25 protein-coding genes are annotated in these 21,177 nt (G+C 65.9%); 14 read left to right on the forward strand and 11 right to left on the reverse strand.

Annotation, left to right across the window (positions count from 1 at the left end; translation table 11 throughout):
• The first annotated feature begins 70 nt into the window (after nt 1-70).
• Complete coding sequence (locus E8M84_RS20270) at nt 71-1,300, forward strand: FAD-dependent monooxygenase (RefSeq protein ID WP_137113071.1); 1,230 nt, start codon at nt 71-73, stop codon at nt 1,298-1,300.
• Here the strand turns inward: E8M84_RS20270 and E8M84_RS20275 are convergent.
• Nucleotides 1,236-2,600, reverse strand: coding sequence for a cation:proton antiporter (locus E8M84_RS20275; RefSeq protein WP_137113072.1), 1,365 nt, complete (start codon nt 2,598-2,600; stop codon nt 1,236-1,238). The genes E8M84_RS20270 and E8M84_RS20275 overlap by 65 nt on opposite strands.
• 182 nt (nt 2,601-2,782) lie before the next feature.
• Here E8M84_RS20275 and E8M84_RS20280 point away from each other — a divergent pair, with 182 nt between their 5' ends.
• Complete coding sequence (locus E8M84_RS20280; RefSeq protein ID WP_137113073.1) at nt 2,783-3,985, forward strand: winged helix-turn-helix domain-containing protein; 1,203 nt, start codon at nt 2,783-2,785, stop codon at nt 3,983-3,985.
• A 250-nt stretch (nt 3,986-4,235) separates the two neighbouring features.
• Nucleotides 4,236-4,883, forward strand: a complete 648-nt coding sequence (locus tag E8M84_RS20285) for a hypothetical protein (protein WP_240790473.1) — start codon at nt 4,236-4,238, stop codon at nt 4,881-4,883.
• 17 nt (nt 4,884-4,900) lie between these two features.
• Here E8M84_RS20285 and E8M84_RS20290 read toward each other — a convergent pair whose 3' ends face one another.
• Nucleotides 4,901-5,722 (reverse strand): LOG family protein, encoded by an 822-nt coding sequence (locus E8M84_RS20290; RefSeq protein WP_137113074.1) that lies wholly within the window; start codon nt 5,720-5,722, stop codon nt 4,901-4,903.
• 81 nt (nt 5,723-5,803) lie between these two features.
• Here E8M84_RS20290 and dapD point away from each other — a divergent pair, with 81 nt between their 5' ends.
• The 7 genes from dapD to E8M84_RS20325 all read left to right on the forward strand — a co-directional run bounded on the left by dapD (nt 5,804) and on the right by E8M84_RS20325 (nt 12,633).
• The gene (gene dapD, locus E8M84_RS20295; protein WP_137113075.1) at nt 5,804-6,628 is read left to right on the forward strand and encodes a 2,3,4,5-tetrahydropyridine-2,6-dicarboxylate N-succinyltransferase; all 825 of its coding nucleotides are present in this window, start codon (nt 5,804-5,806) and stop codon (nt 6,626-6,628) included.
• 2 nt (nt 6,629-6,630) lie between these two features.
• Nucleotides 6,631-6,978 (forward strand): hypothetical protein, encoded by a 348-nt coding sequence (locus E8M84_RS20300; RefSeq protein ID WP_137113076.1) that lies wholly within the window; start codon nt 6,631-6,633, stop codon nt 6,976-6,978.
• Nucleotides 6,975-7,319 (forward strand): hypothetical protein, encoded by a 345-nt coding sequence (locus E8M84_RS20305; protein WP_137113077.1) that lies wholly within the window; start codon nt 6,975-6,977, stop codon nt 7,317-7,319. The genes E8M84_RS20300 and E8M84_RS20305 overlap by 4 nt, the downstream gene beginning before the upstream one ends.
• A gap of 81 nt (nt 7,320-7,400) precedes the next feature.
• Nucleotides 7,401-8,555, forward strand: a complete 1,155-nt coding sequence (dapE, locus tag E8M84_RS20310) for a succinyl-diaminopimelate desuccinylase (protein ID WP_394347441.1) — start codon at nt 7,401-7,403, stop codon at nt 8,553-8,555.
• A 14-nt stretch (nt 8,556-8,569) separates the two neighbouring features.
• The gene (locus E8M84_RS20315; RefSeq protein ID WP_137113127.1) at nt 8,570-8,986 is read left to right on the forward strand and encodes a GNAT family N-acetyltransferase; all 417 of its coding nucleotides are present in this window, start codon (nt 8,570-8,572) and stop codon (nt 8,984-8,986) included.
• A 156-nt stretch (nt 8,987-9,142) separates the two neighbouring features.
• A complete protein-coding gene (gene rnr / locus E8M84_RS20320) occupies nt 9,143-11,374 on the forward strand; it encodes a ribonuclease R (protein ID WP_137113078.1) in 2,232 nt (743 codons plus the stop codon).
• 50 nt (nt 11,375-11,424) lie between these two features.
• Nucleotides 11,425-12,633: a lytic murein transglycosylase gene (locus tag E8M84_RS20325; RefSeq protein ID WP_346763700.1), complete on the forward strand. Its 1,209-nt coding sequence runs from the start codon at nt 11,425-11,427 to the stop codon at nt 12,631-12,633.
• A 141-nt stretch (nt 12,634-12,774) separates the two neighbouring features.
• On the opposite strand, the gene E8M84_RS20330 is transcribed toward E8M84_RS20325, so the two are convergent.
• Nucleotides 12,775-14,007, reverse strand: a complete 1,233-nt coding sequence (locus tag E8M84_RS20330) for an RsmB/NOP family class I SAM-dependent RNA methyltransferase (protein WP_137113080.1) — start codon at nt 14,005-14,007, stop codon at nt 12,775-12,777.
• Between the two features lie 71 nt (nt 14,008-14,078).
• Here E8M84_RS20330 and E8M84_RS20335 point away from each other — a divergent pair, with 71 nt between their 5' ends.
• Nucleotides 14,079-14,249, forward strand: a complete 171-nt coding sequence (locus E8M84_RS20335) for a DUF1674 domain-containing protein (protein WP_137113081.1) — start codon at nt 14,079-14,081, stop codon at nt 14,247-14,249.
• Between the two features lie 271 nt (nt 14,250-14,520).
• Here E8M84_RS20335 and E8M84_RS20340 read toward each other — a convergent pair whose 3' ends face one another.
• The 3 genes from E8M84_RS20340 to dapB form a co-directional block, all read right to left on the reverse strand.
• Nucleotides 14,521-14,928, reverse strand: coding sequence for a cupin domain-containing protein (locus E8M84_RS20340; protein ID WP_137113082.1), 408 nt, complete (start codon nt 14,926-14,928; stop codon nt 14,521-14,523).
• Nucleotides 14,929-15,160: 232 nt separating this feature from the next.
• Nucleotides 15,161-15,529, reverse strand: a complete 369-nt coding sequence (locus E8M84_RS20345) for a dihydrodipicolinate reductase (protein ID WP_137113083.1) — start codon at nt 15,527-15,529, stop codon at nt 15,161-15,163.
• Nucleotides 15,530-15,589: 60 nt separating this feature from the next.
• On the reverse strand, nt 15,590-16,396 hold the full coding sequence (gene dapB, locus E8M84_RS20350; RefSeq protein WP_137113084.1) for a 4-hydroxy-tetrahydrodipicolinate reductase: 807 nt from the start codon (nt 16,394-16,396) through the stop codon (nt 15,590-15,592).
• A 95-nt stretch (nt 16,397-16,491) separates the two neighbouring features.
• On the opposite strand from dapB, the gene rbfA reads away from it, so the two are divergent.
• Genes rbfA through truB form a run of 3 tightly spaced genes read left to right on the forward strand, consistent with a single transcriptional unit; the run spans nt 16,492 to nt 18,526 of the window.
• Nucleotides 16,492-16,905, forward strand: a complete 414-nt coding sequence (rbfA, locus tag E8M84_RS20355; RefSeq protein WP_137113085.1) for a 30S ribosome-binding factor RbfA — start codon at nt 16,492-16,494, stop codon at nt 16,903-16,905.
• Nucleotides 16,902-17,624 carry a phosphodiester glycosidase family protein gene (locus E8M84_RS20360; RefSeq protein ID WP_137113086.1) on the forward strand — a complete coding sequence of 241 codons (723 nt, stop codon included), beginning with the start codon at nt 16,902-16,904 and terminating at the stop codon, nt 17,622-17,624. Before rbfA ends, E8M84_RS20360 begins: the two co-directional genes overlap by 4 nt.
• Entirely contained in the window at nt 17,624-18,526 is a 903-nt protein-coding gene (gene truB, locus E8M84_RS20365) for a tRNA pseudouridine(55) synthase TruB (protein ID WP_137113087.1), read from the forward strand. The genes E8M84_RS20360 and truB overlap by 1 nt, the downstream gene beginning before the upstream one ends.
• Nucleotides 18,527-18,609: 83 nt before the next feature.
• Here the strand turns inward: truB and E8M84_RS20370 are convergent, their stop codons facing one another.
• The 5 genes from E8M84_RS20370 to E8M84_RS20390 all read right to left on the reverse strand — a co-directional run bounded on the left by E8M84_RS20370 (nt 18,610) and on the right by E8M84_RS20390 (nt 21,171).
• Nucleotides 18,610-19,035 (reverse strand): VOC family protein, encoded by a 426-nt coding sequence (locus E8M84_RS20370; RefSeq protein WP_137113088.1) that lies wholly within the window; start codon nt 19,033-19,035, stop codon nt 18,610-18,612.
• 282 nt (nt 19,036-19,317) lie between these two features.
• Nucleotides 19,318-20,040 carry a DUF1194 domain-containing protein gene (locus tag E8M84_RS20375; protein ID WP_137113089.1) on the reverse strand — a complete coding sequence of 241 codons (723 nt, stop codon included), beginning with the start codon at nt 20,038-20,040 and terminating at the stop codon, nt 19,318-19,320.
• Nucleotides 20,041-20,245: 205 nt separating this feature from the next.
• On the reverse strand, nt 20,246-20,608 hold the full coding sequence (gene rplT, locus E8M84_RS20380) for a 50S ribosomal protein L20 (protein WP_137113090.1): 363 nt from the start codon (nt 20,606-20,608) through the stop codon (nt 20,246-20,248).
• A gap of 12 nt (nt 20,609-20,620) precedes the next feature.
• Complete coding sequence (rpmI, locus tag E8M84_RS20385) at nt 20,621-20,821, reverse strand: 50S ribosomal protein L35 (protein WP_137113091.1); 201 nt, start codon at nt 20,819-20,821, stop codon at nt 20,621-20,623.
• 119 nt (nt 20,822-20,940) lie between these two features.
• Nucleotides 20,941-21,171 (reverse strand): hypothetical protein, encoded by a 231-nt coding sequence (locus E8M84_RS20390; RefSeq protein ID WP_137113092.1) that lies wholly within the window; start codon nt 21,169-21,171, stop codon nt 20,941-20,943.
• Between the last annotated feature and the right edge of the window lie 6 nt (nt 21,172-21,177).

Here is a 21,177-nt window from a genome sequence, read left to right on the forward strand (position 1 = left end):
CCCATGTTGCAGGGAAGGTAGCGGCTTGGCGACGCATGGACAATCCGCCCGCGCGGGGTATGTAAGGCGCATGACACGCGATGCGGATATTCTGATCGTGGGCGGCGGGCTGAACGGCCCCGCGCTGGCCCTGGCCCTGGCGCAGGGCGGATTCCGGGTGACGGTGGTGGATGCGCGACCGGCGCCCGCGCGTGCGGAGGCCGGGTTCGACGGGCGGGCCTATGCGCTGGCCATCGCCTCGGTCCGTCTGCTGACCGCAATCGGGGTCTGGGGCGGGCTGGCCGACAAGGCGCAGCCGATGCTGGAGATCAAGGCCAGCGACGGGCGGGCGGGCGAAGGGGCCGCGCCCTTCTTCCTGCATTTCGACCATGCCGAGATCGAGGAAGGCCCGATGGGCTTCATGCTGGAGGACCGTCACCTGTATGCGGCCTTCCTGCAGGCGATGGCGGCCACGCCGGGGGTGACGCTTCTGTCCGGCGAGACCGTGGTGGCGCAAGAGGTCGGGCCGTCGGACGTGACGGTCACGCTGGCGTCTGGCAAGACCCTGACGGCGGGGCTTCTTGTCGGCTGCGACGGGCGCGGGTCTGCGACGGCGGCGCGGGCCGGAATCCGGCGGGTGGGTTGGGGTTATGGCCAGACCGCGCTGGTCACGGCGATCCGGCATGAGAAGGACCACCAAGGTGTGGCGCAGCAGTTCTTCATGCCTGCGGGGCCGCTCGCGATCCTGCCGCTGAAGGGCGGCCACCATTCCAGCATCGTCTGGAGCGAGACGGATGAGACCGCCGCGGCGATCCAGGCCCTGCCGGATGCCGAGTATCTGGAGGCCCTGCGGCCCCGGTTCGGCGATTTCCTGGGCGAGATTGCCCTGGCCGGGGACCGGTTCACCTATCCCTTGTCACTGTCGCTGGCGGAACGGTTCATCGCGCCGCGCGTCGCGCTGGTGGGGGATGCGGCGCATGGGGTGCACCCGATTGCCGGGCAAGGGCTGAACCTTGGTCTGCGCGACGTGGCGGCACTTGCCGAGGTGCTGATCCTGGCCCGCCGCCGTGGCGAAGATCCTGGCAGCCCCACAGCACTTGAGGAGTATCAGCGCTGGCGGCGCTTCGATGCCACAGCGCTGGCTCTGGGGATGGACACGGTCAACCGGGTGTTTTCCAGCGACAACCCGATTCTCCGGCTGGGCCGCGACCTTGGGATGGGCGTGGTCAACGCCCTTCCTGGCCTGCGCCGTGGTTTCATCCGGCAGGCGGCGGGCTTGACGGGAGAGCTGCCGAAACTGCTGCAGGGTCGGGCGATCTGACCGACGGCTCGCCTGTGCTGGCGTCGCTCGACGGACCTGCCTCGCTGGCGGGTGCCACCGGAGCGGCGGCCTTGCGCGCATCGCGCCGGTCGAGAAGGTGGAACAACAGCGGGTTGGCGAGGATCGAGATCATCGCGCCTGCCACCACCAGATCGCGCGCCTCGGTCGGGACGATGTCGAGCGTGACGCCCATACTGATCAGGATGAACGAGAATTCCCCGATCTGCGCAAGGCTGGCCGCGATGGTCAGGGCCTTGTCGTGGCCGTGCCCGAACCCGCGCACGATGTAATAGGCGGCCACCGATTTGACGATGACGATGATGACGACGGTTCCGATCAGGGCCAACGGCGAGGCCAGGATGACACCCGGGTTGAACAGCATGCCGACCGACACGAAGAACAGCACGGCAAAGGCGTCGCGCAGGGGCAGTGTCTCGCGCATGGCCTGCTGCGAAAGCGTCGAGGACGACATCACCATTCCGGCGAAAAACGCGCCCAGCGCGAAGGAGACGCCGAAGAAATAGGTCGCCCCGTAGGCGACGCCCAGCGCGATGGCGAGCACAGACAACCGGAACAGTTCGCGCGATTTCGTCTGCGCCACGAAGTGCAGGATCCAGGGCACCACCCTTTGTCCGACGACCAGCATCAGCGCCACGAAGGCGGCAGCTTTTGCCAGCGTTATCAGCACGGTGGCCGCAATCGGACCGATGCCGATGTTGCGGGTCACTTCGGCAACCGCCTCGGCCTCTTCGGCCACCGGCATTGCTGTGCCACCAAGCAGGCCAGCGAGCGGCGGTATCAGAACCAGCGAGATGACCATCACCAGGTCCTCGACAATCAGCCAGCCGACGGCAACCTTGCCCTTGTCGGTGGTGACAAGATCGCGGTCCTGCAGCGCGCGCAGCAGCACGACGGTGGAGGCGACCGACAGCGCCAGACCGAAGATCAAGGAGGCACCGAGGCCCCAGCTCATGGCCCAGCCCATCGCCGTCCCGAAAAGGGTCGCAACCGCTATCTGGCCAATCGCCCCGGGCACCGCGATCGCCTTGACGGCCATCAGATCGCGCGGCGAGAAATGCAGCCCGACGCCGAACATCAGGAGGATCACGCCGAGTTCGGCCAGTTCGGTGGCCAGCCCCATGTCCGCGACATAGCCCGGGGTGAACGGACCGATCACCACACCGGCAAGTAGGTAACCGGCAATCAGCGGCAGCTTCAGGCGCTGCGCCAGAAGTCCGAAGACGAAGGCAAGCCCGAAGCCGGTTACCAGCGTGGTGATCAGGGGCGTGTCGTGAACCAATGCTCTACAGTCCTTTCCGGCACACGTCCGGAGGTCCGGGCGTCGCCAAGGTGTTTCGGTGTCATCTGTGAGGAGACTGAACGATAGTATTCACCGATTCGCCCGCTGCAATCGCCGCAGCGGCGTTCTGTGGTCACAAATCCTCCATTTGCCGAAATACTTTGCAATGTTAGGGGTTGGGGATGCTTCCGCTGATCCCGAACCCCCGCGCCCGCCGCCTGTTTCTTGACCGCCACGCCCTTGCCGAAGCCCCGGTCGGCCCGGCCTCGGGGCAGGCCTTGCACGACCTGATCGAGCGGATCGGCTTCGTGCAGGTGGACAGCATCAACACGGTCGCCCGGGCGCATGACATGATCCTGTGGTCGCGGCGGCAGTCCTATCGGCCCCCGGCGCTGAAGCGGCTTCTGGAGCGGGACCGGAGCCTTTGGGAGCATTGGACGCATGACGCCTCGATCCTGCCGACGCGGTTGCACGGGGTCTGGCAGCACCGGTTCCAGCGCGACGCGGTGCGGTTGGAGGCGAACTGGCGCAGCTGGTTCAGGGATGGGTATGTCGATCAATTCGACAGCATTCTCAACCGGATAGCCAAGGACGGCCCGGTGGGCACCGCAGATGTCGGCGAGGGCGAGGTGCGGGGCAAGGGGGGCTGGTGGGACTGGCATCCGTCGAAGACCGCGCTGGAATGGCTGTGGCGGACGGGCAAGCTGGCCATCACGCGGCGGGACGGGTTCGCCAAGATCTACGACTTGACAGAACGGGTGATCCCCGAGGTTCACCGGGCGCCCGTGCCGGAGGCTGAGGTCAGCGACTGGGCTTGCCGCACGGCCCTGCGGCATCTGGGTTTCGGAACCTCGGGCGAGATCGCAGCCTATTGGAAGGCGGTCGGGCCGGAAGCGGCGAAGGACTGGTGCCGGACGGCTTTGGCGCGGGGAGAGATTATCGAAGCCGAGGTCGAAGGCGTGCTGGGCCAGCGCCGCAAGGTCTTCATCTTCCCCGAAATTCTGGAGGAGGAGCCGCCCGAGCCGACCCCCCGCCTGCGCATCCTGTCGCCCTTCGATCCTGCGCTGCGCGACCGGAACCGGGCGGAATTCCTGTTCGGCTTCTTCTACCGGATCGAGGTCTTCGTGCCTGAACCGAAACGGGTCTGGGGCTACTATGTCTTCCCGGTGATGGAGGGGGACCGGCTGGTGGGCCGCATTGACGTGAAGGCCTTCCGCGATGTGGGTGCGCTTCGGGTCAAGGGGTTCTGGCCGGAGGTTGGGGTGAAACTGACCAAGGGCAGACGGGCAAAGCTGGAGGCGGAGTTGGGGCGTCTGGCGGTGTTTGCCGGGTGTGACAGGGTGGAGTTCCTGGACGGATGGGAGCGGGAGACCGCAAACCCCTGAGAACGCTGGGCTAATTCAGGACATTTCGAACAGGTTAACGGTATGGCATCCGTCGGGCATGCGTCAGGTATCTGTCCCGACGTCGGGATGGCTCGGGTGGCGTTAACCAAAGGGTGCGAATCGGGGGCACGTGATGCGTGAGATCGCGCTGGTTTCGGCGGCGGAGGTGTTCGGCGGGGGGTGAGGCGATGTTTTCAACCCTTCGCAAATCGGCTTTGCCTTCGCGCAAAGTTTCGGGAAAACTGGCCGCATGTTCGGTCTTCCGCTTTTGCAACAGTTCATTTCAGCACCGAAAGCCCCGGCGCAGGAGCTGATGGTGGACTCCATGTCGATCGGCATCGTTGTAGCGCTGCTGGTGCTGGGCCTTCTGGTGCTTGGTGTCATAGTACTGAGGCAACCGCCCCGCACGCCCCCGCGCGGCAAGCGTGGCGGGAATCGACAGCGGCGGGCCTTGGCTGCGCCGCAGGCGGGTGACGACCGGCAGATCGTGTTGATCGACGGGTCGAACGTGATGCACTGGATGGACAACACGCCGCAGTTGAACCCGCTGTTGCAGGTCGTGCATGACCTGTCGCGGCGCGGGATGAAGCCCGGCGTCGTCTTCGATGCCAATGTCGGCTACAAGCTTATGGGCAAGTTCATGGGCGAACGGGACCTGTCGCGGCTGTTGTCCCTGCCCCTGGATCAGATCCTGGTCGTGCCGACGGGCAAGCAAGCTGACCCTTTCCTGCTGGAGACCGCGCGCGATTTGAAGGCGCGCATCGTCACGAATGACCGCTTTCGTGACTGGACCGACCAGTTTCCCGACGTGGCAACGCCTGACAAGCTGGTCACGGGCGAGATGCGGGACGGCAGGGTGTGGTTGAAGGGCATGACGGCGAAGGATGGTGCGCTGTAACACACCCTGCGCCAGCGTCAGGCGGGGACTGTCCAGCCGTCGATCACCGACACCGCCTCTTCCGCCGTTTCGACCATTGCGAACAGGGACAGGTCCTCGGGGCTGATGACCCCGGCCTCTGCCAGATGGTTCCAGTTCACCACCTTTTCCCACCAGTCCCGCCCGAAGAGGAGGAAGGGAATCTGCTTCATCCGGCCGGTCTGGATCAGGGTGAGCGATTCAAACATCTCGTCCATCGTGCCGAAACCGCCGGGGAAGACGCAGACGGCCTTGGCGCGCATCAGGAAGTGCATTTTGCGGATCGCGAAGTAGTGGAAGTTGAACGACAGGTCCGGGGTGACATAGGCGTTCGGGGCCTGTTCATGCGGCAGGACGATGTTGAGACCGATGCTTTGTCCCCCGGCCTCGTCCGCGCCGCGGTTGCCGGCCTCCATCACGCCGGGGCCGCCGCCGGTGCAGATCACGTCCTCGCGCCCGTAGCTGGCCAGGGACCGTTCGGTCATCATCTTCGCAAAGCGCCGCGCCTCGTCATAGTAGTGCGACAGGTCGGCCAGCGTCTTGGTCCGGGCGGTGTCGCGGTGTTCGGGCGCGGGGATGCGGGCGCCGCCGAACATGACGATGGTGGATTCGATGCCGCGTTCGTCCATGATGAGCTGGGGTTTCAGAAGTTCCAGCTGCAGGCGGACAGGGCGCAGTTCGTCCCGGGTCATGAAATCGCGGTCGGCGAAGGCAAGGCGATAGGCCGGCGCACGGGTCTGCGGCGTATCGGGGATGCGCTTGGCGGCGGCGATATCCTCGACTGAATCGCGGAAGGGATGGCTGCGGGGTTCGTCTTTCATCGGGGCACTCGGGAATTGCGTGGGTCTTGGGCAAGCCTTATAGGGTCGCCTGCCCCATGACCAACCGAAAAGGGAAATCCCATGAGCCATGCCGCGCTTGAAGCCGCCATCGAAGCCGCCTGGGAGGCGCGGGACGGGATTTCTCCGGCCACGAAGGGCGAGGTGCGGGACGCCATCGAGGCGACGCTGACGGCGCTGGATTCGGGGTCGCTGCGGGTGGCGGAAAAGCGCGGGAACGACTGGCATGTCAACCAGTGGGCCAAAAAGGCAGTCCTTCTGTCGTTCCGTCTGACCGACATGTACGAGATTTCCGGGTCGAATGGCGGGTCGAACTGGTGGGACAAGGTCCCATCGAAATGGCAGGGGTGGGGCGCGAACCAGTGGCGTGACGCCGGGTTCCGTGCCGTTCCCGGGTCGATCGTGCGGCGGTCGGCCTATATCGCCAAGGGCGTGGTGCTGATGCCGTCCTTCGTCAACATCGGGGCCTATGTCGATGAAGGCTCGATGGTGGACGGCTGGGCCACCGTGGGGTCCTGCGCGCAGATCGGGAAGAACGTGCACCTGTCGGGGGGCGTCGGAATCGGCGGGGTGCTGGAGCCGATGCAGGCGGGGCCGACGATCATCGAGGACAACTGCTTCATCGGCGCGCGGTCCGAGGTGGTCGAGGGATGCATCGTCCGCGAAGGCTCGGTCCTGGGGATGGGGGTCTTCATCGGCAAGTCCACCAAGATCGTCGACCGGGAAACCGGGGAAGTCATGTATGGCGAGGTCCCGGCGGGGTCGGTGGTCGTGGCGGGGTCCATGCCGTCGAAGGGCGGGATCAACCTTTACTGCGCGGTGATCGTGAAGAAGGTCGATGCGCAGACCCGGTCGAAGACCAGCATCAACGAACTCTTGAGGGCCTGAGGATGCGCAGCTTCGGGGCTTTCCTGTTTCTGGCAGTTTCGGCGACATCGCTTGCCGCCGGGCCGTTCGACGGACTTTACCGGCCGGATGGGCTGGAGGGCTGGGACTGCACGTCCGTCGGCCAGGATGGCGGCGCGCTGGCGGTGCAGGACGACGTGTATTACGGCGTCGAAAGCGCCTGCCAGCTGACCAATCCCGTGGCGGTGAACGGTATGTCGGCGGTGCTGTATGACGGCGAATGCAACGGCGAGGGTGAGTCTTATTCCAAACGCATCATGATGATGCGGGTGCCGGAGGGGCTTGCGGTGATCCAGGATGGTTATGTGAACCTGTTGAGGTCCTGCCAATGAGTGACGCTCCGGAGGACGGCGGCAAACCCAAGCGCCCGCAGCAGGTCTACTCCCTGATCGTCGAGGTCGGCCGCAAGGAGGGCGACGGGTTGCCGCCCAAGGCTACGGGCGCGGCGCTCTTGTGCTATGCCTCGGGCGTCGACGAGGCCGAGGCGGTGCGCGAGACGGTGGCGATCCTGAAAGAGGCCGACCTGTCGCCACTGGAGGTGCAGGGTCTGGGCAATCTGGAAGAACGGCTGAAGTCGGGCGAGGAAATTGACGACGAGGAACGCTTCCTGATGGAGCGGGCCTTGAAGGAGAACTCGGTCATCGTGGCCGAGATCACGCCGTTCTTCGACTGACCCCACGCCACGGTCGCCTTGCGGTTGCAGGCTTGACCGCTAGCCGCTAGGGATGCCTTCCTTGCCCGAACTGTGGACCAGATGATGCCTTTCGATCCTTTAGACCCTGTCGACCTGACTGCGCGGCTGATCCGGTGCCCGTCGGTGACTCCGGCCGAGGGCGGGGCGATTGCGCTGTTGGCCGAGGTGCTGGGCGAGGCGGGCTTTGCCTGCACGCGGGTCGACCGGGGCGGGATTGCCAACCTTTATGCGCGCTGGGGCAAGCAGGGGGCGAACAAGGCGTTCGGGTTCAACGGGCATACCGACGTGGTGCCGGTAGGAGACGTGGCGGCCTGGCGGCATGATCCGTTCGGGGCCGAGGTGAAGGACGGGGTGATGTATGGCCGGGGCGCCTGCGACATGAAGTCGGGGGTGGCGGCCTTTGTCGCGGCGGCTGTGGATTTCGTGCGCGAGACGCCCCCCGACGGCGCGGTGATCCTGGCGATCACCGGCGACGAGGAAGGCGAGGGCAAGGACGGCACGGTGGCGATCCTGGACTGGATGGCGTTCAACGGCGAGCGGATGACGCATTGCCTGGTGGGCGAGCCGACCTGCCCGAACGAGATGGGCGAGATGATGAAGATCGGCCGTCGCGGCAGCATGACGGCGCGGATCACGGTGACGGGGGTGCAGGGGCATTCGGCCTATCCGCACCGGGCGAAGAACCCCCTGTCAGCGCTGGTGAAGTTGCTGGCCAAGCTTGACGCCGAGCCGCTGGACCGGGGGACGCAGCATTTCGACCCCTCGACGCTTGCGATCACCACGATCGACTGCGGCAACCCGGCCTCGAACGTGATTCCGGCGCAGGCGACGGCCACGGTGAACATCCGGTTCAACGATACCCATTCCGGCGACACGCTGTCGGCCTGGCTGCGGCATGAGGCCGAAGCGGTGGCCGAGGCTTCGGGCTGCGAGATCGGGCTGAAGATTTCCGTGTCGGGCGAGGCGTTCCTGACCCCGCCGGGTGAGTTGTCGGCGCTGGTGGCGCGCGCTGTGCAGGCCGAGACGGGGAAGAAGCCGGTCGCCTCGACCAGCGGCGGGACATCGGATGCGCGGTTCGTCAAGGACCATTGCCCGGTGATCGAGTTCGGCCTGGTCGGCAAAACCATGCACCAGGTCGATGAGCGGGTGGAAATCGCGCATATCCAGCAGCTGAAGTCGATCTATGGCCGCATCCTGCGGGAGTATTTCGCATGAGCCTTTCCGATACCCTGAAGATCGAGGTGACGCAGGACATCCCGACCTGCCAGGCCCTGCGCCGGGTGGTGTTCATCGACGAACAGGGCGTCAGCGAGGCGGATGAGGTCGACGGGCTGGATGGCCGGGCGATCCATCTTCTGGCCTGGGACGGGGAGTGTCCGGTGGGCACGGCGCGACTGCTGGTCAAGGGTGCTGTCGGCAAGATCGGCCGGGTCTGCGTGCTGCCCGAGGCACGGGGGCTGGGCCTGGGTGCGGCGCTGATCCGGTCGGCGCTGGAGGAGCTGGGGCGGATCCCGGGAGTGTCCGAGGCCTATCTGGGCTCGCAGTCGCATGCGACCGGGTTCTACGAAAAGTTGGGCTTTCAGGTCGAGGGCGAGGAGTTCCTGGACGCAGGGATTCCCCACCGGCACATGCGTCTCGCCCTTTGAACGGCGGTTTTCAAGCGGAGCGCTGACGCGCAAGTCCTTTGTCTCTCGGCTTTGCGTGAAGGACGCAAATCCGCTCGGGCCGAAGGTGAGTATTTGGGACATGGGCAAATACGGGTCGGGTAGTCTTGCGCCGGTTGGCGTGCTAGGTCTGCGGGCATGAAACCTTTGCCCTCCAAGGATGAAATCCGTCAGTGGATTTCCGAGAACCCCGGCCTTTCGGCCAAGCGTGACATTGCCAAGGCCTTCGGCATCAAGGGCGATGCGCGGATCGAGTTGAAAGCCCTGTTGCGCGAGCTGGAGAGCGAAGGCGTGGTCGAGAAATCCGGCCGTCGCTTTCGCGAGCCAGGGGTGTTGCCGCCTGTGGCGGTGCTGCAGGTGCTGCCGCCGGATGCGCAGGGCGATCTTTATGCCAAGCCGCTGGAGGAGGGGGTGGACGACAGCCCCCGCATCCTCATCATCCCGAAGAAGGGCGATCCGGCGCTTGGCGCGGGCGACCGGATCCTCGCGCGGCTGGCGAAGGTCGATCTGGACGATTACGCCTATGAAGCGCGGCTGATCCGGGCGCTGGGGTCGAACCCCAGGAAGGTGCTGGGAATCTTCCGGCTGGGCGCCGAGGGCGGGCGGGTCGTGCCGACCGAGAAGGGCTCGGACAAGGAATGGCGCGTGGCCGCCGACATGACCGGCGGCGCGCGGGATGGCGAGCTGGTCGAGGCCGAAGCGGTGGGCGCGCGGCGTCTGGGGCTGCCGGCAGCGCGGGTCACGGTCCGGCTGGGCGACCCCGCGGGGCCGCGGGCGGCGTCTCTGATCGCGATCCATCAGCATGGCATCCCGGATGTCTTCCCTGATGCGGTGATCGCCGAGGCGGATCGGGCGGAACCTGTCGGGATGACGGGACGTGAGGATCTGCGCGAGGTGCCGCTGCTGACCATCGACCCGGTCGATGCGCGGGACCGGGACGATGCGGTCTATGCGGAAGCGGATACGGACCTTGGCAATGTGGGCGGCTTCGTGATCTGGGTCGCGATTGCCGATGTGGCGCATTATGTGACGCCGGGGTCAGCCCTGGACCGCGAGGCGCGCAAGCGGGGGAATTCGACCTATTTCCCCGACCGGGTGGTGCCGATGCTGCCGGACATCCTGTCGGGCGATCTGTGTTCCCTGCATGAAGGCGTGGACCGGGCCTGTCTGGCGGTGCGGATGGTGATCGACGCGGGCGGGCACAAGCGGGGACATCGCTTTGTCCGCGGCATGATGCGGTCGGTGGGATCCCTGCATTACGCGCAGGTGCAGGCGGCGGTGGATGGGGCGCCGGATGAGAAGACCGCGCCGCTGGTCGAGCCGGTGCTGAAGCCCCTGTACGCCGCCTATGCCGCGTTGAAACGCGCGCGGGAGGGGCGGCAGCCTTTGGACCTGGAGCTGCCGGAGCGGAAGATCGAGCTGGACGCCGAGGGCAAGGTCGTCTCGGTCGCCTTCAAGGAGCGGCTGGAGGCGCACAAGCTGATCGAGGAGTTCATGATCCTCGCCAATGTCGCGGCGGCGGAGGAGTTGATCCGGCTGAAGCGGCCCTTGCTGTTCCGGGTGCATGAGGAACCCTCGCCGCTGAAGCTGGAGGGCTTACGCGAGGTGGCGGAAGGCGCGGGGATGACGCTGGCCAAGGGGCAGGTGTTGCAGACGAAGCACCTGAACCGGCTTTTGTCCCAGGCGCAGGGGACGGAGTTTGATGAGCTGATCAACCTGTCCACATTGAGGTCGATGACGCAGGCCTATTACCACCCGGAGAATTTCGGGCATTTCGGGCTGGCGCTGCGGAACTATGCCCACTTCACCAGTCCAATCCGGCGCTATTCCGACCTGATCGTCCACCGAGCGCTGATTTCGGCGCATGGCTGGGGGAAGGACGGACTGAGCCAATGGGACGAGGAGAACCTGGAGGAGACGGGGAAGCTTATTTCCGAGGCCGAACGGCGGAGCATGGCGGCGGAGCGGGACACGACGGATCGCTACCTGGCGGCCTATCTTGCGGATCGGGTCGGGGCGGAGTTCGCCGGGCGGATCTCGGGCGTGCAGCGGTTCGGGGTCTTCGTGCGGCTGGACGAGACCGGGGCGGACGGACTGATCCCTGTGCGGGCTTTGGGCCGGGAATACTTCAACTATGACGAAGGCAGCCAGACGCTGATGGGATCAGAGACGGGGCTGGTCTTGGGGATCGGGCAGAAGGTCATGGTGCGGCTGGCCGAGGCGGTGCCAGTGACGGGCGGGTTGATCCTGGACCTGTTGTCGGTCGAAGGCGCGGTGGTGCGGCCCCCGCGACGGAAGGGGGGGAAGTATCACCCCCGGAAGCCCGCGCAGGCGGCGGCGAAGCGGCGGCTGGTGCGGAAGCGGCGATGAGGGGCGGGGCAAAACTTTTCGAAAAGTTTTGCAGAATCCTTCGAAGGATTTTGGTCGCACTTTCGGTCGGTGGAGTGCCCGGCCTGGCAGCGGCGCAGACGATCCTGCCCGATCCGGTGGCGGGGGTGGAGGAGAAGATGGGCTCTCAGGCCGGGCTGGACGCGTGGATCGAGGGCTTCCGCACCCGGGCGCTGGAGGCTGGCATTCCGGCGGCGACCTTCGACGCAGCAATGCAAGGGGTGGAGTTCAACCCGAAGGTCGTGGAGCGCGACCGGAACCAGAACGAGTTCACCAAGACGATCTGGGATTACCTGGATACCGCCGTGTCGGAGGACCGGGTGGCTTTGGGACTGAAGGCCATCGAGAAGAACCGCGACCTGCTGGAGCGGATCGAGGCGGAGTATGGCGTCGAAAAGGAGGTCGTTGCGGCGGTCTGGGGCCTGGAGAGCGCCTACGGAACCTATCGGGGCGATCTGTCAGTTCTGGGGTCCTTGGCGACGCTGGCCTATGAGGGGCGGCGGGGGGCGTTCTTCGAGGCAGAGCTGATCGCGGCCTTGCGGATTGTTCAGGGCGGGCATGTGGAGCGGTTCGCAGGGTCCTGGGCAGGGGCAAGCGGGCACACGCAGTTCATGCCGTCGTCCTGGGAGAAGTTCGCGGTCGATTTCGACGGGGACGGCAAGAAGAACCTCTGGGGCGATGATCCGGCGGATGCGCTGGCCTCCACCGCGAATTACCTGCGGCACTGGGGTTGGACGAAGGGGCAACCCTGGGGGGTGGAGGTGCGGCTCCCTGCGGGGTTCGACTATGACCAGACGACCGAGCGGGTGGTGAAGCCTGTGGCCGAATGGCAGGCGATGGGGGTGCGGACGATCCTTGGCGGCGACCTGCCGGACCATGGGCCGGGGTCGATCCTGCTGCCGGGGGGGCACCGGGGGGCGGCGTTCCTGATCTGGCCGAACTTCCAGGTGATCGAGAAATACAACACGGCGGATGCCTATGTGGTGGCGATCGGCTCGCTGTCAGACCGGCTGGCCGGGGGGCAGGCGATCCAGTCAGGCTGGCCGCGGGAGTTGCGCGCGCTGACGCTGGAGGAGCGGCGGGAGTTGCAGGACCTGCTGACCAAGGCCGGGTTCGATGCGGGCGGGGTCGACGGGCGGATGGGACCGAAGACGGTTGCCGCCGTGAAGGCCTTCCAGAAGGCGAAGGGCATGGTGCCGGACGGGTATCCAAGCCTTGAGGTGCTGGACCTCTTGCGCTGATTCTTCGTGCGGGAACGGAATTGAGCGCTGACGCGCGACGACCTTTTGTCTCGTCGTCGGGGCCTGGCACCCCTCCTCCTCGGTGGAAAGGGGTTTCACCCCCAAACCCCCAAGATGTTTCCAGAAGAGAAAGCCTTGGGGTTAGCTCGGCTTGTGCAGGCGGGCCATGAAGAAGCCGTCCATGCCGCCGCGATCGGCCCAATAGTCCGGGCGGAGGCGGAGGGCACCTTCCTGGGTCCACCAGCCTGGGTCGATACCGTCGAGGGTCGGGCGTTCGACAGTCAAGGTGGGGTTGCGGCTCAGGGCTGCGGTGAGTTGCGCCTCGCCTTCCTCGGGAAAGAGCGAGCAGGTGGAGAAGACCAGGCGGCCGCCGGGTTTCAGCCAGGTGAGGGCGCGGTCGAGGAGTCGGGATTGGAGGGCGGTGAGGGAGGGAAGCTCGGAGCCGTCCTTGACGAAGGGGAGGTCGGGGTGGCGGCGGATGGTGCCAGTGGCGGAGCAGGGGGCGTCGAGGAGAATCGCGTCGAAGGGGGCCTCGGGCTGCCAATGGAGGGCGTCGGCGGTGACGAGGGTGGCTGTCAGGCCGGTGCGGGTGAGGTTGGCTTCGACCCGGGCCATGCGGGGGGCGGAGATGTCGAGGGCGGTGACCTGGGCCCCGTTGGCGGCGAGTTGCAGGGTCTTCCCGCCGGGGGCGGCGCAGAGGTCGAGGATGCGTTCGCCGGGCTGCGGGGCGAGGAGTTTCGCAGGGAGGGCGGCGGCGGTGTCCTGGACCCACCAGCCGCCTTCGGCGTAGCCCGGCAGGGTGGAAAGCTGTCCGGGGGAGCGGAGGCGGAGGCTGCCGGTGGGGAGGATCTCGCCCTCGGGGTGGGGGAAGCCGTCACGGAGGGTGAGGTCGAGCGGGGGCTCCTGGGACTGGACGGCCTCAATGGCGGTGACGGCGTCGCGGCCGTAGCTGTGGACGAGGGCTTGGCGGATCCAGCGGGGGAGTTTCTGGACCGGCAGGGTGACGGGGTCGGGCAGCGCGCGGAGGACGGCATTGACGAGGCCGGTCAGGTGGGCGGTGCGCTTGCCGCCCTGGCGGGTGATCTCCACCGCCGCGTTGACGGTGCCGTGGGCCGGGGCGCCTTGCTCACGTTCCACTACGGCTAGGCGGAGGGTGTTGCGGACGGTCAGGGGCGGGGATTTGCGGAGGTGTTTCTCCAGCAGTTTGTCCGCCGGTTCCAGGTGGCGGAGCACGGTCTCGGCGAGCCGCAGGGCGCGGGCGCGGTCGGCGGGGGCGAGGTGGTCTCCGGAGAAATCGGACAGCATCCGGCCTTCGCCGAGGACGCCGTCCAGGATTGCGACTGCGGTGGCGCGTGCGGTGACCCCTTCGGCCATGTCCGTCCTCTTGCTGGTTCCGGGGGCGGGGTTATATCAGGTGGGAGGGCCACACAAGGAAAGGGTCTGTCATGGACGACGATCTGCCCCCCGCGGCGAAGCGGGCGCTGGCCGAGGCCGAGGAGCGGCGAAAGGCGGCGGCCTTGAAGGAACCCCTGCCGAAAGAGCTGGGGGGTCGGGACGGGCCGGAGCCGGTCAGGTACGGGGACTGGGAGAAGAAGGGGCTGGCGGTCGATTTCTGAGGGCGGCCTGGGGCCGCTCCTCGTTCGACTTCGTCTCCTCGTCGCTTTGTCCACGGTGGGTATTTGCGGATTGCTGTTTGAATTCAGTCTCTTGCCTGTGGGCGTTAGGGATTTGGAAAGGTGTTTTGGGGGGACTGAAGTCAGCCAGACCTCGGGCCGGGGTGGCGGCCTGCCGATGGGACCCCCCTCCACCATCCCCTCCAGAGGGGAGGTACAGGATGGACGCTTGGCGCAAGGGGCCCGGTGGGGCGGTGTTCTCAGGCTAGTCCGTTCAGCCCTGCGGCGCGGCGCCATAGTCGGCGTCACTGACCGGCTCCATCCAGTCGACGCTGCGACCGTCCTTCACCTCGTGGATGGCGATGTGGGACATGCCACGATCAGGGGCAGCGCCGTGCCAGTGACGTTCGCCGGGGGCGAAGGTGACGACATCTCCGGGGCGGATAGTTTGGATTTGGCCGCCCTCGGTCTGGCAGAGGCCGACACCGGCGGTGACGATCAGGGTCTGGCCGAGGGGGTGGGTGTGCCAGGCGGTGCGGGCGCCGGGGTCGAAGGTGACGAGGACGCCCTGCACGCGGTCTGGCGCCCCGGGATCAAACAGCGGGTCGAGGCGGACGCGACCGGTGAACCAGTCGGCGGGGCCGAAGCGGGAGGGGGCGTGGCCTGCGGGGTAGATCTTCATGGGTGGCTCCCTTGGGGTTTGGCGGGAGCGTAGCAGGGAATTGGGGGGATTGGGGGGCTTCTCGTGCGCCTTCGGCTTCCCGTCGCTGGGAGGTGAGTGCGGATTGAGAAGATGGGCCCCCGCTTGCGCGGGGGTGACAAGGCGCGCAAAGGTGACTGGTGCAGTCACGTGTAGAAGGCCGCGAGGAGTGACGAAGTTTTCGTCGAGCCGGCCTTAACGCAGGCGAGAGCCCTTAACGCAGCCGGAAGGTCGCGCTGTCGCCCCTGCCCTGGTCGACGGTGAAGCGGAGTTTCTCGGCCCCCTGCGCCTCGACCAGCTGGCAGTTGTAGTCGATTTCCATGCCGCTCCAATCCATCTCGCGGCAGAAGTAGCCGTCTTTCCAGGTCCACTGACCGGTGATGCCCCAGCCCATCGCCGAGCCGTCGATGCGGCCGTCGGGCAGGACGTTGAGCGAGAGGTTGTAGAGACCGATCCGCAGCTCGCGGTCCTTGATGAGATCAAGGAAGCGGTCTTTGTCTTTCACAGGTTCGAAGTCCTCGGCCGCGGCCAGTGGCGGCGCGGCGAGCGTGAGGATGGAAAGCAAGGCAATCTGGCGCAGCATGAGGTCCCCCGACGTCAGTCTGACGACTGATACGCAGGCGGCTCGCTGCCGGATCACCGGTCAGATGCCGAGGACATCCATCATGTCGTATTGGCCGGGCTTCTTCCCCTGCCCCCAGAGCGCGGCGCGGAGCGCGCCCCGGGCGAAGATGGAGCGGTCGGTGGCGACGTGGCGCAGGATGATGCGCTCACCTTCGCCGGCGAAGATCACGTCATGTTCGCCGACGATGTCGCCGCCGCGGATGGCGGAAAAGCCGATGGTGCCCTTGTGGCGGGCCCCGGTGATGCCGTCGCGGCCCGAGACCTTGCTGTTGTCAAGCGAGACGCCACGCCCCGCGGCGGCAGCCTGGCCAAGCATGAGCGCGGTGCCCGAGGGGGCGTCGACCTTCATGCGGTGGTGGGCTTCGACGATTTCGACGTCCCAGTCAGCATCGAGCGCGGCGGCGACCTTTTCGGTCAGCCTGACAAGGAGGTTGACACCAAGCGACATGTTCCCGGCGCGGATGATGGTGGCGTGGCGGGCGGCTGCCTCGATCCGGGCGAGATGTTCGGGTTCCAGCCCGGTGGTGCCGATGACGTGGACGGCGCGGGCCTGGGCGGCGAGGGCTGCGAATTCCACGGTGGCGGCGGGGGCGGTGAAGTCGATGACGGCTTGCGCCTTGGAGAAGGCCTCCAGTGCGTCGTCGGTGACCTTCACGCCGATGGGGTTGCCGCCCATCGCCTCGCCCACGTCGCGGCCGATCCAGGGATGGCCCGCCCGTTCGACGCAGGCCGCGAGGCGGAGCTTGTCGGACCCTTGCGAGAGGCGGATCAAGGTCTGCCCCATGCGGCCCGAGGCCCCTGTCACCACCAGTCCCGGCTGATCCATTGCCTTGTCCCCCGTTTCAGCCCCGTCTAGCCGGTTCGCGCGGGCGTGAGAAGCCCGGCGTTGCGGGCGGGTGCGAAAGGGCATAAAGGGGCGGCATGGGGAACAAGCGCTTCAATACCGGGTCCGGCCCGTCGCAACGCCAGTTGAGGGTGGGCGAACTGATCCGCCGCACGCTGTCTGACGTGCTGAACCGGGCCGAGATCCATGATCCGGAACTGAACGCGATGTCGATCACGGTGGGCGAGGTGTCCTGCTCGCCCGACCTGAAAGTGGCGACGGTCTATGTGATGCCGCTGATGGGGTCGGTGCCGGTCGAGAATGCGATCGCGGCGCTGGCGCGGAACAAGGCCGAGCTGCGGCATCGGGTGGCGTCGGAGCTGACGCTGAAATACGCGCCCGACCTGCGGTTCCGCCCGGACGAGACGTTCGACCGGCTGGACGAGACGCGGCGGCTGTTTGCCGACCCCGCGGTGCAGCGCGACCTTGATGCGGCGGACGACGAGGAATGAGGCTGCTTGCTGCGGTTCTTATGCTGGCGCCGGTGGCGGCAGTGGCGGCGGAGTGCCGGGATACCACGTTTGAGGGTGCGTCCTACACGGTCTGCGAAGTGCAGGCGGGTGAGGACCTGCGGCTGTTCCATTCCGGGCCGGATGGGGCCTATGGCAGTTTCCGCAACGTCGACGAGGCGCTGGGGGCCGAGGGCGGCGCCTTGGGCTTTGCGATGAATGCGGGGATGTATCACCGCGACCTGGCCCCCGTCGGGCTGTATGTCGAGGACGGGGTCGAGGTGTCCAAGCTGGTGACGCGGGACGGGCCGGGGAATTTCGGGCTGTTGCCGAACGGGGTGTTCTGCATCGGCGAGGGCTTCCGGGTGGTGGAGAGTCGCAGCTTCAAGAAGACACGGCCAGAGTGTCGCTATGCCACGCAGTCGGGGCCGATGCTGGTCATCAAGGGGAAGCTGCATCCGAAGATCTTGCCCGGGAGTGACTCGACCTTTGTCCGGAACGGCGTGGGGGTCAGCGAGGACGGACAGCGGGCCGTGTTCGTGATTTCCAACGACGCGGTGAACTTTCATGCCTTCGCGCGGTTCTTCCGCGATGAGCTTGGGCTGCCGGATGCGCTGTATTTCGACGGCAACATCTCGCGGCTTTATGCGCCGCAGCTGAACCGCCATGACGGGGGGTTCCCGATGGGGCCGATCGTCGGCACCGTGGTTCCGAGGGGCTGATGGGACGCGTGAAGAAAGGCCGGGCGGTCAGCGGGTGGCTGATCGTGGACAAGCCCGCCGGGGTGACCTCGACTGCCGTCGTGAACAAGGTGAAATGGGCGCTGTCGGCGCAGAAGGCGGGGCATGCGGGGACGCTGGACCCGGATGCGACGGGGGTGCTGGCGGTGGCTTTGGGGGAGGCCACGAAGACCATTCCCTACATCACGGATGCGCTGAAGTGCTACAGGTTCCGGGTGGTGCTGGGGGCGGCGACGGATACCGATGATGCCTCGGGTTCGGTGATCGCGACGTCGCCGGAGCGGCCCTCGGATGATGAGATCGAGGCGGCCTTGGGCGCGTTCCGGGGGCAGATTAGCCAAGTCCCGCCGCAGTATTCGGCGGTGAAGGTGGATGGCGAGCGGGCCTATGACCTGGCGCGCGAGGGCGAGGTGATGGACCTTGCCGCGCGGCCCTTGTGGGTGGAAAGCCTGCTGGTTCTGGGCCGTCCGGATGCGGATCACGTCGATCTGGAGATGGTCTGCGGCAAGGGAGGCTATGTGCGATCCATCGCGCGGGACCTTGGGGCGGCTTTGGGCTGTCTGGGGCATGTTGAATGGCTGCGACGCGAATGGTCGGGGCCGTTCCGGGCGGATCAGGGCGTGACGCTGGAGACGGTGGAAGCCGAGGCGAAGTCCGACGCGCTGGACGCGCGGCTGCTGCCGCTGGAGCTGGGGCTCACCGACCTGCCAGAGTTCCGGGCAACTCCGGAGGGTGCAGCGCGGCTGCGAAACGGCAATCCGGGGCAGGTGATCGGGCATGCCGACTGGGGCACCGAGGGCTGGGCTTCTCTGGATGGGTTGGCCGTGGCCGTGGGGCATTACCGGGGGGGCGAGTTGCATCCGAGCCGGGTATTCAATCGGTAGGCGCGGCGGCGAAGGTCGAACCAGTTCAAGGTTCGGTTCTCCACCACCTTCCACGCGGGAAGGTCAGTGACCTGACAAGGCTCTCACTCGACCGGCGGAAGCAGGTCGGGGTTCCAGACGATTTCCCACAGGTGACCATCGGGGTCACGGAAATAGCTCGCGTAGCCGCCGTAGAACGTGTCCTGCGCCGATTTTATGATCTCGGCACCCGCGCGCGCCGCAGCGGTCATGCAGGCATCGACTTCTTCCCGTCGTGCCACGTTGTGCCCGATGGAGATGGCGGTCGAACTGACCGGTGTGATTGGCAATCCGGTATCATGGGAAAGATCGACCTGTGCCCAGAGGGCAAGTTTCAGACCGCCTGACAGGTCGAAGAAGGCGACGGAGCCGTGCTCGAACTCCTGTCCGACGATGCCGTTCGTCGGAAGTCCGAGACCATCGCGGTAAAAGGCAACCGATCGTTGGAGATCGGCAACGCCAAGGGTCAGAACGCTAATTCTGGGTTTCATCATACGGCCTTTCTATCGGCACCTGCACCGCGCAGACGCCTTGATAGTCTTGGGCCGTTGGGTCGCAACGGAAGGACCCGGGATACGGGGGCCGGGCCAACCGTCCCGTGCCTAACCTGTTTCAGACCCGCCTTTGATAGGCCGGGCGGCGTAAGGGGTCAACGGTGACGCCGGTAAGGAGAGCTGCACCTGAGCCGGGGGTTCAATCGCTGGAACGGGCCGGGACTGCCAATTTCACTTTGGGCCTGATGACGACGTGGTCTTCACATTCCAGGTGACGGTTCAGTTGACCGAGACTGGCAGGATTGGCTCGCCAGAGAAGCGAGGTGGGGAAAATTCGCGGAGCAATTTTTCCTTTATCGCCCGTGGGTAGTCCTGAAAATTGATGATCGCCAAGCCGAAGGCACCTGGGCCACGCAAGACCTCCGAGTTGAAATAGCGCCAGATGTACGAGTTGGTTTCCCCGCCGATGACCAGCGCATTGACAGTAACGTCAGCGGAAGGATTCCCGGCGTAGAACTCGGCTGGGGTCATCCCGTCGCTGCTGTATCCGTCACTGGACAGGTCAATGACCTTTCGAGCGCAGTCGGGACCGCTTTCAAGAAGATCAAAGGAGAAGGCCAGAGCCGACCCTAGTCCGGTCTTCTGTCCAGTACCCCCGCGCTGGTGGCGTTCCAGAGATTCGGCAAATCCTTCGATGTCCTCGCGAGACCGGAGCACGGACCAGTCATGGACGATCTTCTGGTGCTTCCGATCGCCCCATTCGAAAGCGATCAAGGCAACGGGGGGGGCTTGGGCAAGAATGGTTGCCTGAATCTCTTCACTTCTCAAGGCCGCTGCGGTTCCTTGGAACGCAAGGTCGAAATCGGCGGTGCTCATGCTTTTCGACGCGTCCATCGCCAGCACGAGTGCCAGACTGCAATGCTCGGCGGAGGCTTCTGTCCCGCCTGAGCTGAGCGCGACGGCAAACCCGAAGACCGTGGAACGTGCTGACCAGATTCCCATGAAGCGGCCCCATCAAGACTGGCAAGTCTTCAGGACAGATGACGACACTTAGGTTCGGCTTGTGTCCGCACCCTATCATGAGTTCGCCGTCCCCGACGACATGAATACTGTCGTCGCTTTGGCGGGTTGACCTGATCGGGCAAGATAACAAAGCAAAAGGCCCTGCGTTGCCGCAGGGCCTTTCGTCAATCGTGGACCGATCCGATCAGGCCAGCGCGGCCTTCGCCTGGCCGGCGATGGCGTTGAACGCCTCGGGCTCGTGGACTGCCAGATCGGCGAGGACCTTGCGGTCAACTTCGATCCCTGCCTTGGTCAGACCGTTGATCAGGCGCGAGTAGGTCATCTCGGCGTCGAACAGACGGACGGCAGCGTTGATGCGCTGGATCCACAGGGCGCGGAACTGACGCTTGCGGACCTTGCGGTCGCGGGTCGCGTACTGGTTGGCCTTGTCGACAGCCTGGGTGGCGGTGCGGAAGTTCGTAGAGCGGGCGGCGTAATAGCCCGAAGCAGCCTTGATCACCTTGCGGTGACGGGCATGCGTGACCTTGCCGGATTTGACGCGGGACATCTGATGTTCTCCTTACCGGTCGTAGGGCATGTATTTTTTGACGATCTTCGCGTCGCTGTCGTCCAGGATCATGGTCCCGGCCGAGTTGCGGACGAATTTCGCCGTGCGTTTGATCATGCCGTGGCGCTTGCCGGCGGGACCGGCCTTCACCCGACCGGAGGCCGTGAAGCTGAAGCGCTTCTTCGCCGCCGACTTGGTCTTCATCTTGGGCATTTCCATCTCCGTGGTTTCAGGCACGACTCGGCATGCCACGTCTGGCCGGCCGTGCAGGTAAGAAGCCGCCCCTATAGGGGCAGCCAAGAAAAGGTGCAAGGGGCCAAGTGGGTTGGGGCTTACTGGAAGAAGCTGACGATGACCTTGACCATCACGCCCGGCACCTCGTTGAAGGCGTAGCCCCCGGGCTTGGTCATCAGGGCCGAGACGATCATCCCCAAAGCCGCAATCGTCATGATCGCCCCAAGGCGAGGCACGCGGCTTTCAACCCAGGCAGAGAGGAGCGAGGGGATGGAGAGGACCAGAAGGATGATCCCGACCGTCAGGAGCAGATCAACATCGGCGTCCATGACCCC

The sequence above is a fragment of the Rhodobacter sp. SY28-1 genome (genome assembly GCF_005222785.1).
Lineage (GTDB): Bacteria > Pseudomonadota > Alphaproteobacteria > Rhodobacterales > Rhodobacteraceae > Tabrizicola.

Excerpts from the sequence above, each read along its gene's own strand:
- E8M84_RS20270 (WP_137113071.1), top strand. The coding sequence starts at position 71 with ATGACACGCGATGCGGATATTCTGATCGTGGGCGGCGGGCTGAACGGC.
- E8M84_RS20280 (WP_137113073.1), top strand. The coding sequence starts at position 2,783 with ATGCTTCCGCTGATCCCGAACCCCCGCGCCCGCCGCCTGTTTCTTGAC.
- E8M84_RS20285 (WP_240790473.1), top strand. The coding sequence starts at position 4,236 with ATGTTCGGTCTTCCGCTTTTGCAACAGTTCATTTCAGCACCGAAAGCC.
- E8M84_RS20290 (WP_137113074.1), bottom strand. The coding sequence starts at position 5,722 with ATGAAAGACGAACCCCGCAGCCATCCCTTCCGCGATTCAGTCGAGGAT.
- dapD (WP_137113075.1), top strand. The coding sequence starts at position 5,804 with ATGAGCCATGCCGCGCTTGAAGCCGCCATCGAAGCCGCCTGGGAGGCG.
- E8M84_RS20300 (WP_137113076.1), top strand. The coding sequence starts at position 6,631 with ATGCGCAGCTTCGGGGCTTTCCTGTTTCTGGCAGTTTCGGCGACATCG.
- E8M84_RS20305 (WP_137113077.1), top strand. The coding sequence starts at position 6,975 with ATGAGTGACGCTCCGGAGGACGGCGGCAAACCCAAGCGCCCGCAGCAG.
- dapE (WP_394347441.1), top strand. The coding sequence starts at position 7,401 with ATGATGCCTTTCGATCCTTTAGACCCTGTCGACCTGACTGCGCGGCTG.
- rnr (WP_137113078.1), top strand. The coding sequence starts at position 9,143 with ATGAAACCTTTGCCCTCCAAGGATGAAATCCGTCAGTGGATTTCCGAG.
- E8M84_RS20330 (WP_137113080.1), bottom strand. The coding sequence starts at position 14,007 with ATGGCCGAAGGGGTCACCGCACGCGCCACCGCAGTCGCAATCCTGGAC.
- E8M84_RS20335 (WP_137113081.1), top strand. The coding sequence starts at position 14,079 with ATGGACGACGATCTGCCCCCCGCGGCGAAGCGGGCGCTGGCCGAGGCC.
- E8M84_RS20340 (WP_137113082.1), bottom strand. The coding sequence starts at position 14,928 with ATGAAGATCTACCCCGCAGGCCACGCCCCCTCCCGCTTCGGCCCCGCC.
- E8M84_RS20345 (WP_137113083.1), bottom strand. The coding sequence starts at position 15,529 with ATGCTGCGCCAGATTGCCTTGCTTTCCATCCTCACGCTCGCCGCGCCG.
- dapB (WP_137113084.1), bottom strand. The coding sequence starts at position 16,396 with ATGGATCAGCCGGGACTGGTGGTGACAGGGGCCTCGGGCCGCATGGGG.
- rbfA (WP_137113085.1), top strand. The coding sequence starts at position 16,492 with ATGGGGAACAAGCGCTTCAATACCGGGTCCGGCCCGTCGCAACGCCAG.
- E8M84_RS20360 (WP_137113086.1), top strand. The coding sequence starts at position 16,902 with ATGAGGCTGCTTGCTGCGGTTCTTATGCTGGCGCCGGTGGCGGCAGTG.
- truB (WP_137113087.1), top strand. The coding sequence starts at position 17,624 with ATGGGACGCGTGAAGAAAGGCCGGGCGGTCAGCGGGTGGCTGATCGTG.
- E8M84_RS20370 (WP_137113088.1), bottom strand. The coding sequence starts at position 19,035 with ATGAAACCCAGAATTAGCGTTCTGACCCTTGGCGTTGCCGATCTCCAA.
- E8M84_RS20375 (WP_137113089.1), bottom strand. The coding sequence starts at position 20,040 with ATGGGAATCTGGTCAGCACGTTCCACGGTCTTCGGGTTTGCCGTCGCG.
- rplT (WP_137113090.1), bottom strand. The coding sequence starts at position 20,608 with ATGTCCCGCGTCAAATCCGGCAAGGTCACGCATGCCCGTCACCGCAAG.
- rpmI (WP_137113091.1), bottom strand. The coding sequence starts at position 20,821 with ATGCCCAAGATGAAGACCAAGTCGGCGGCGAAGAAGCGCTTCAGCTTC.
- E8M84_RS20390 (WP_137113092.1), bottom strand. The coding sequence starts at position 21,171 with ATGGACGCCGATGTTGATCTGCTCCTGACGGTCGGGATCATCCTTCTG.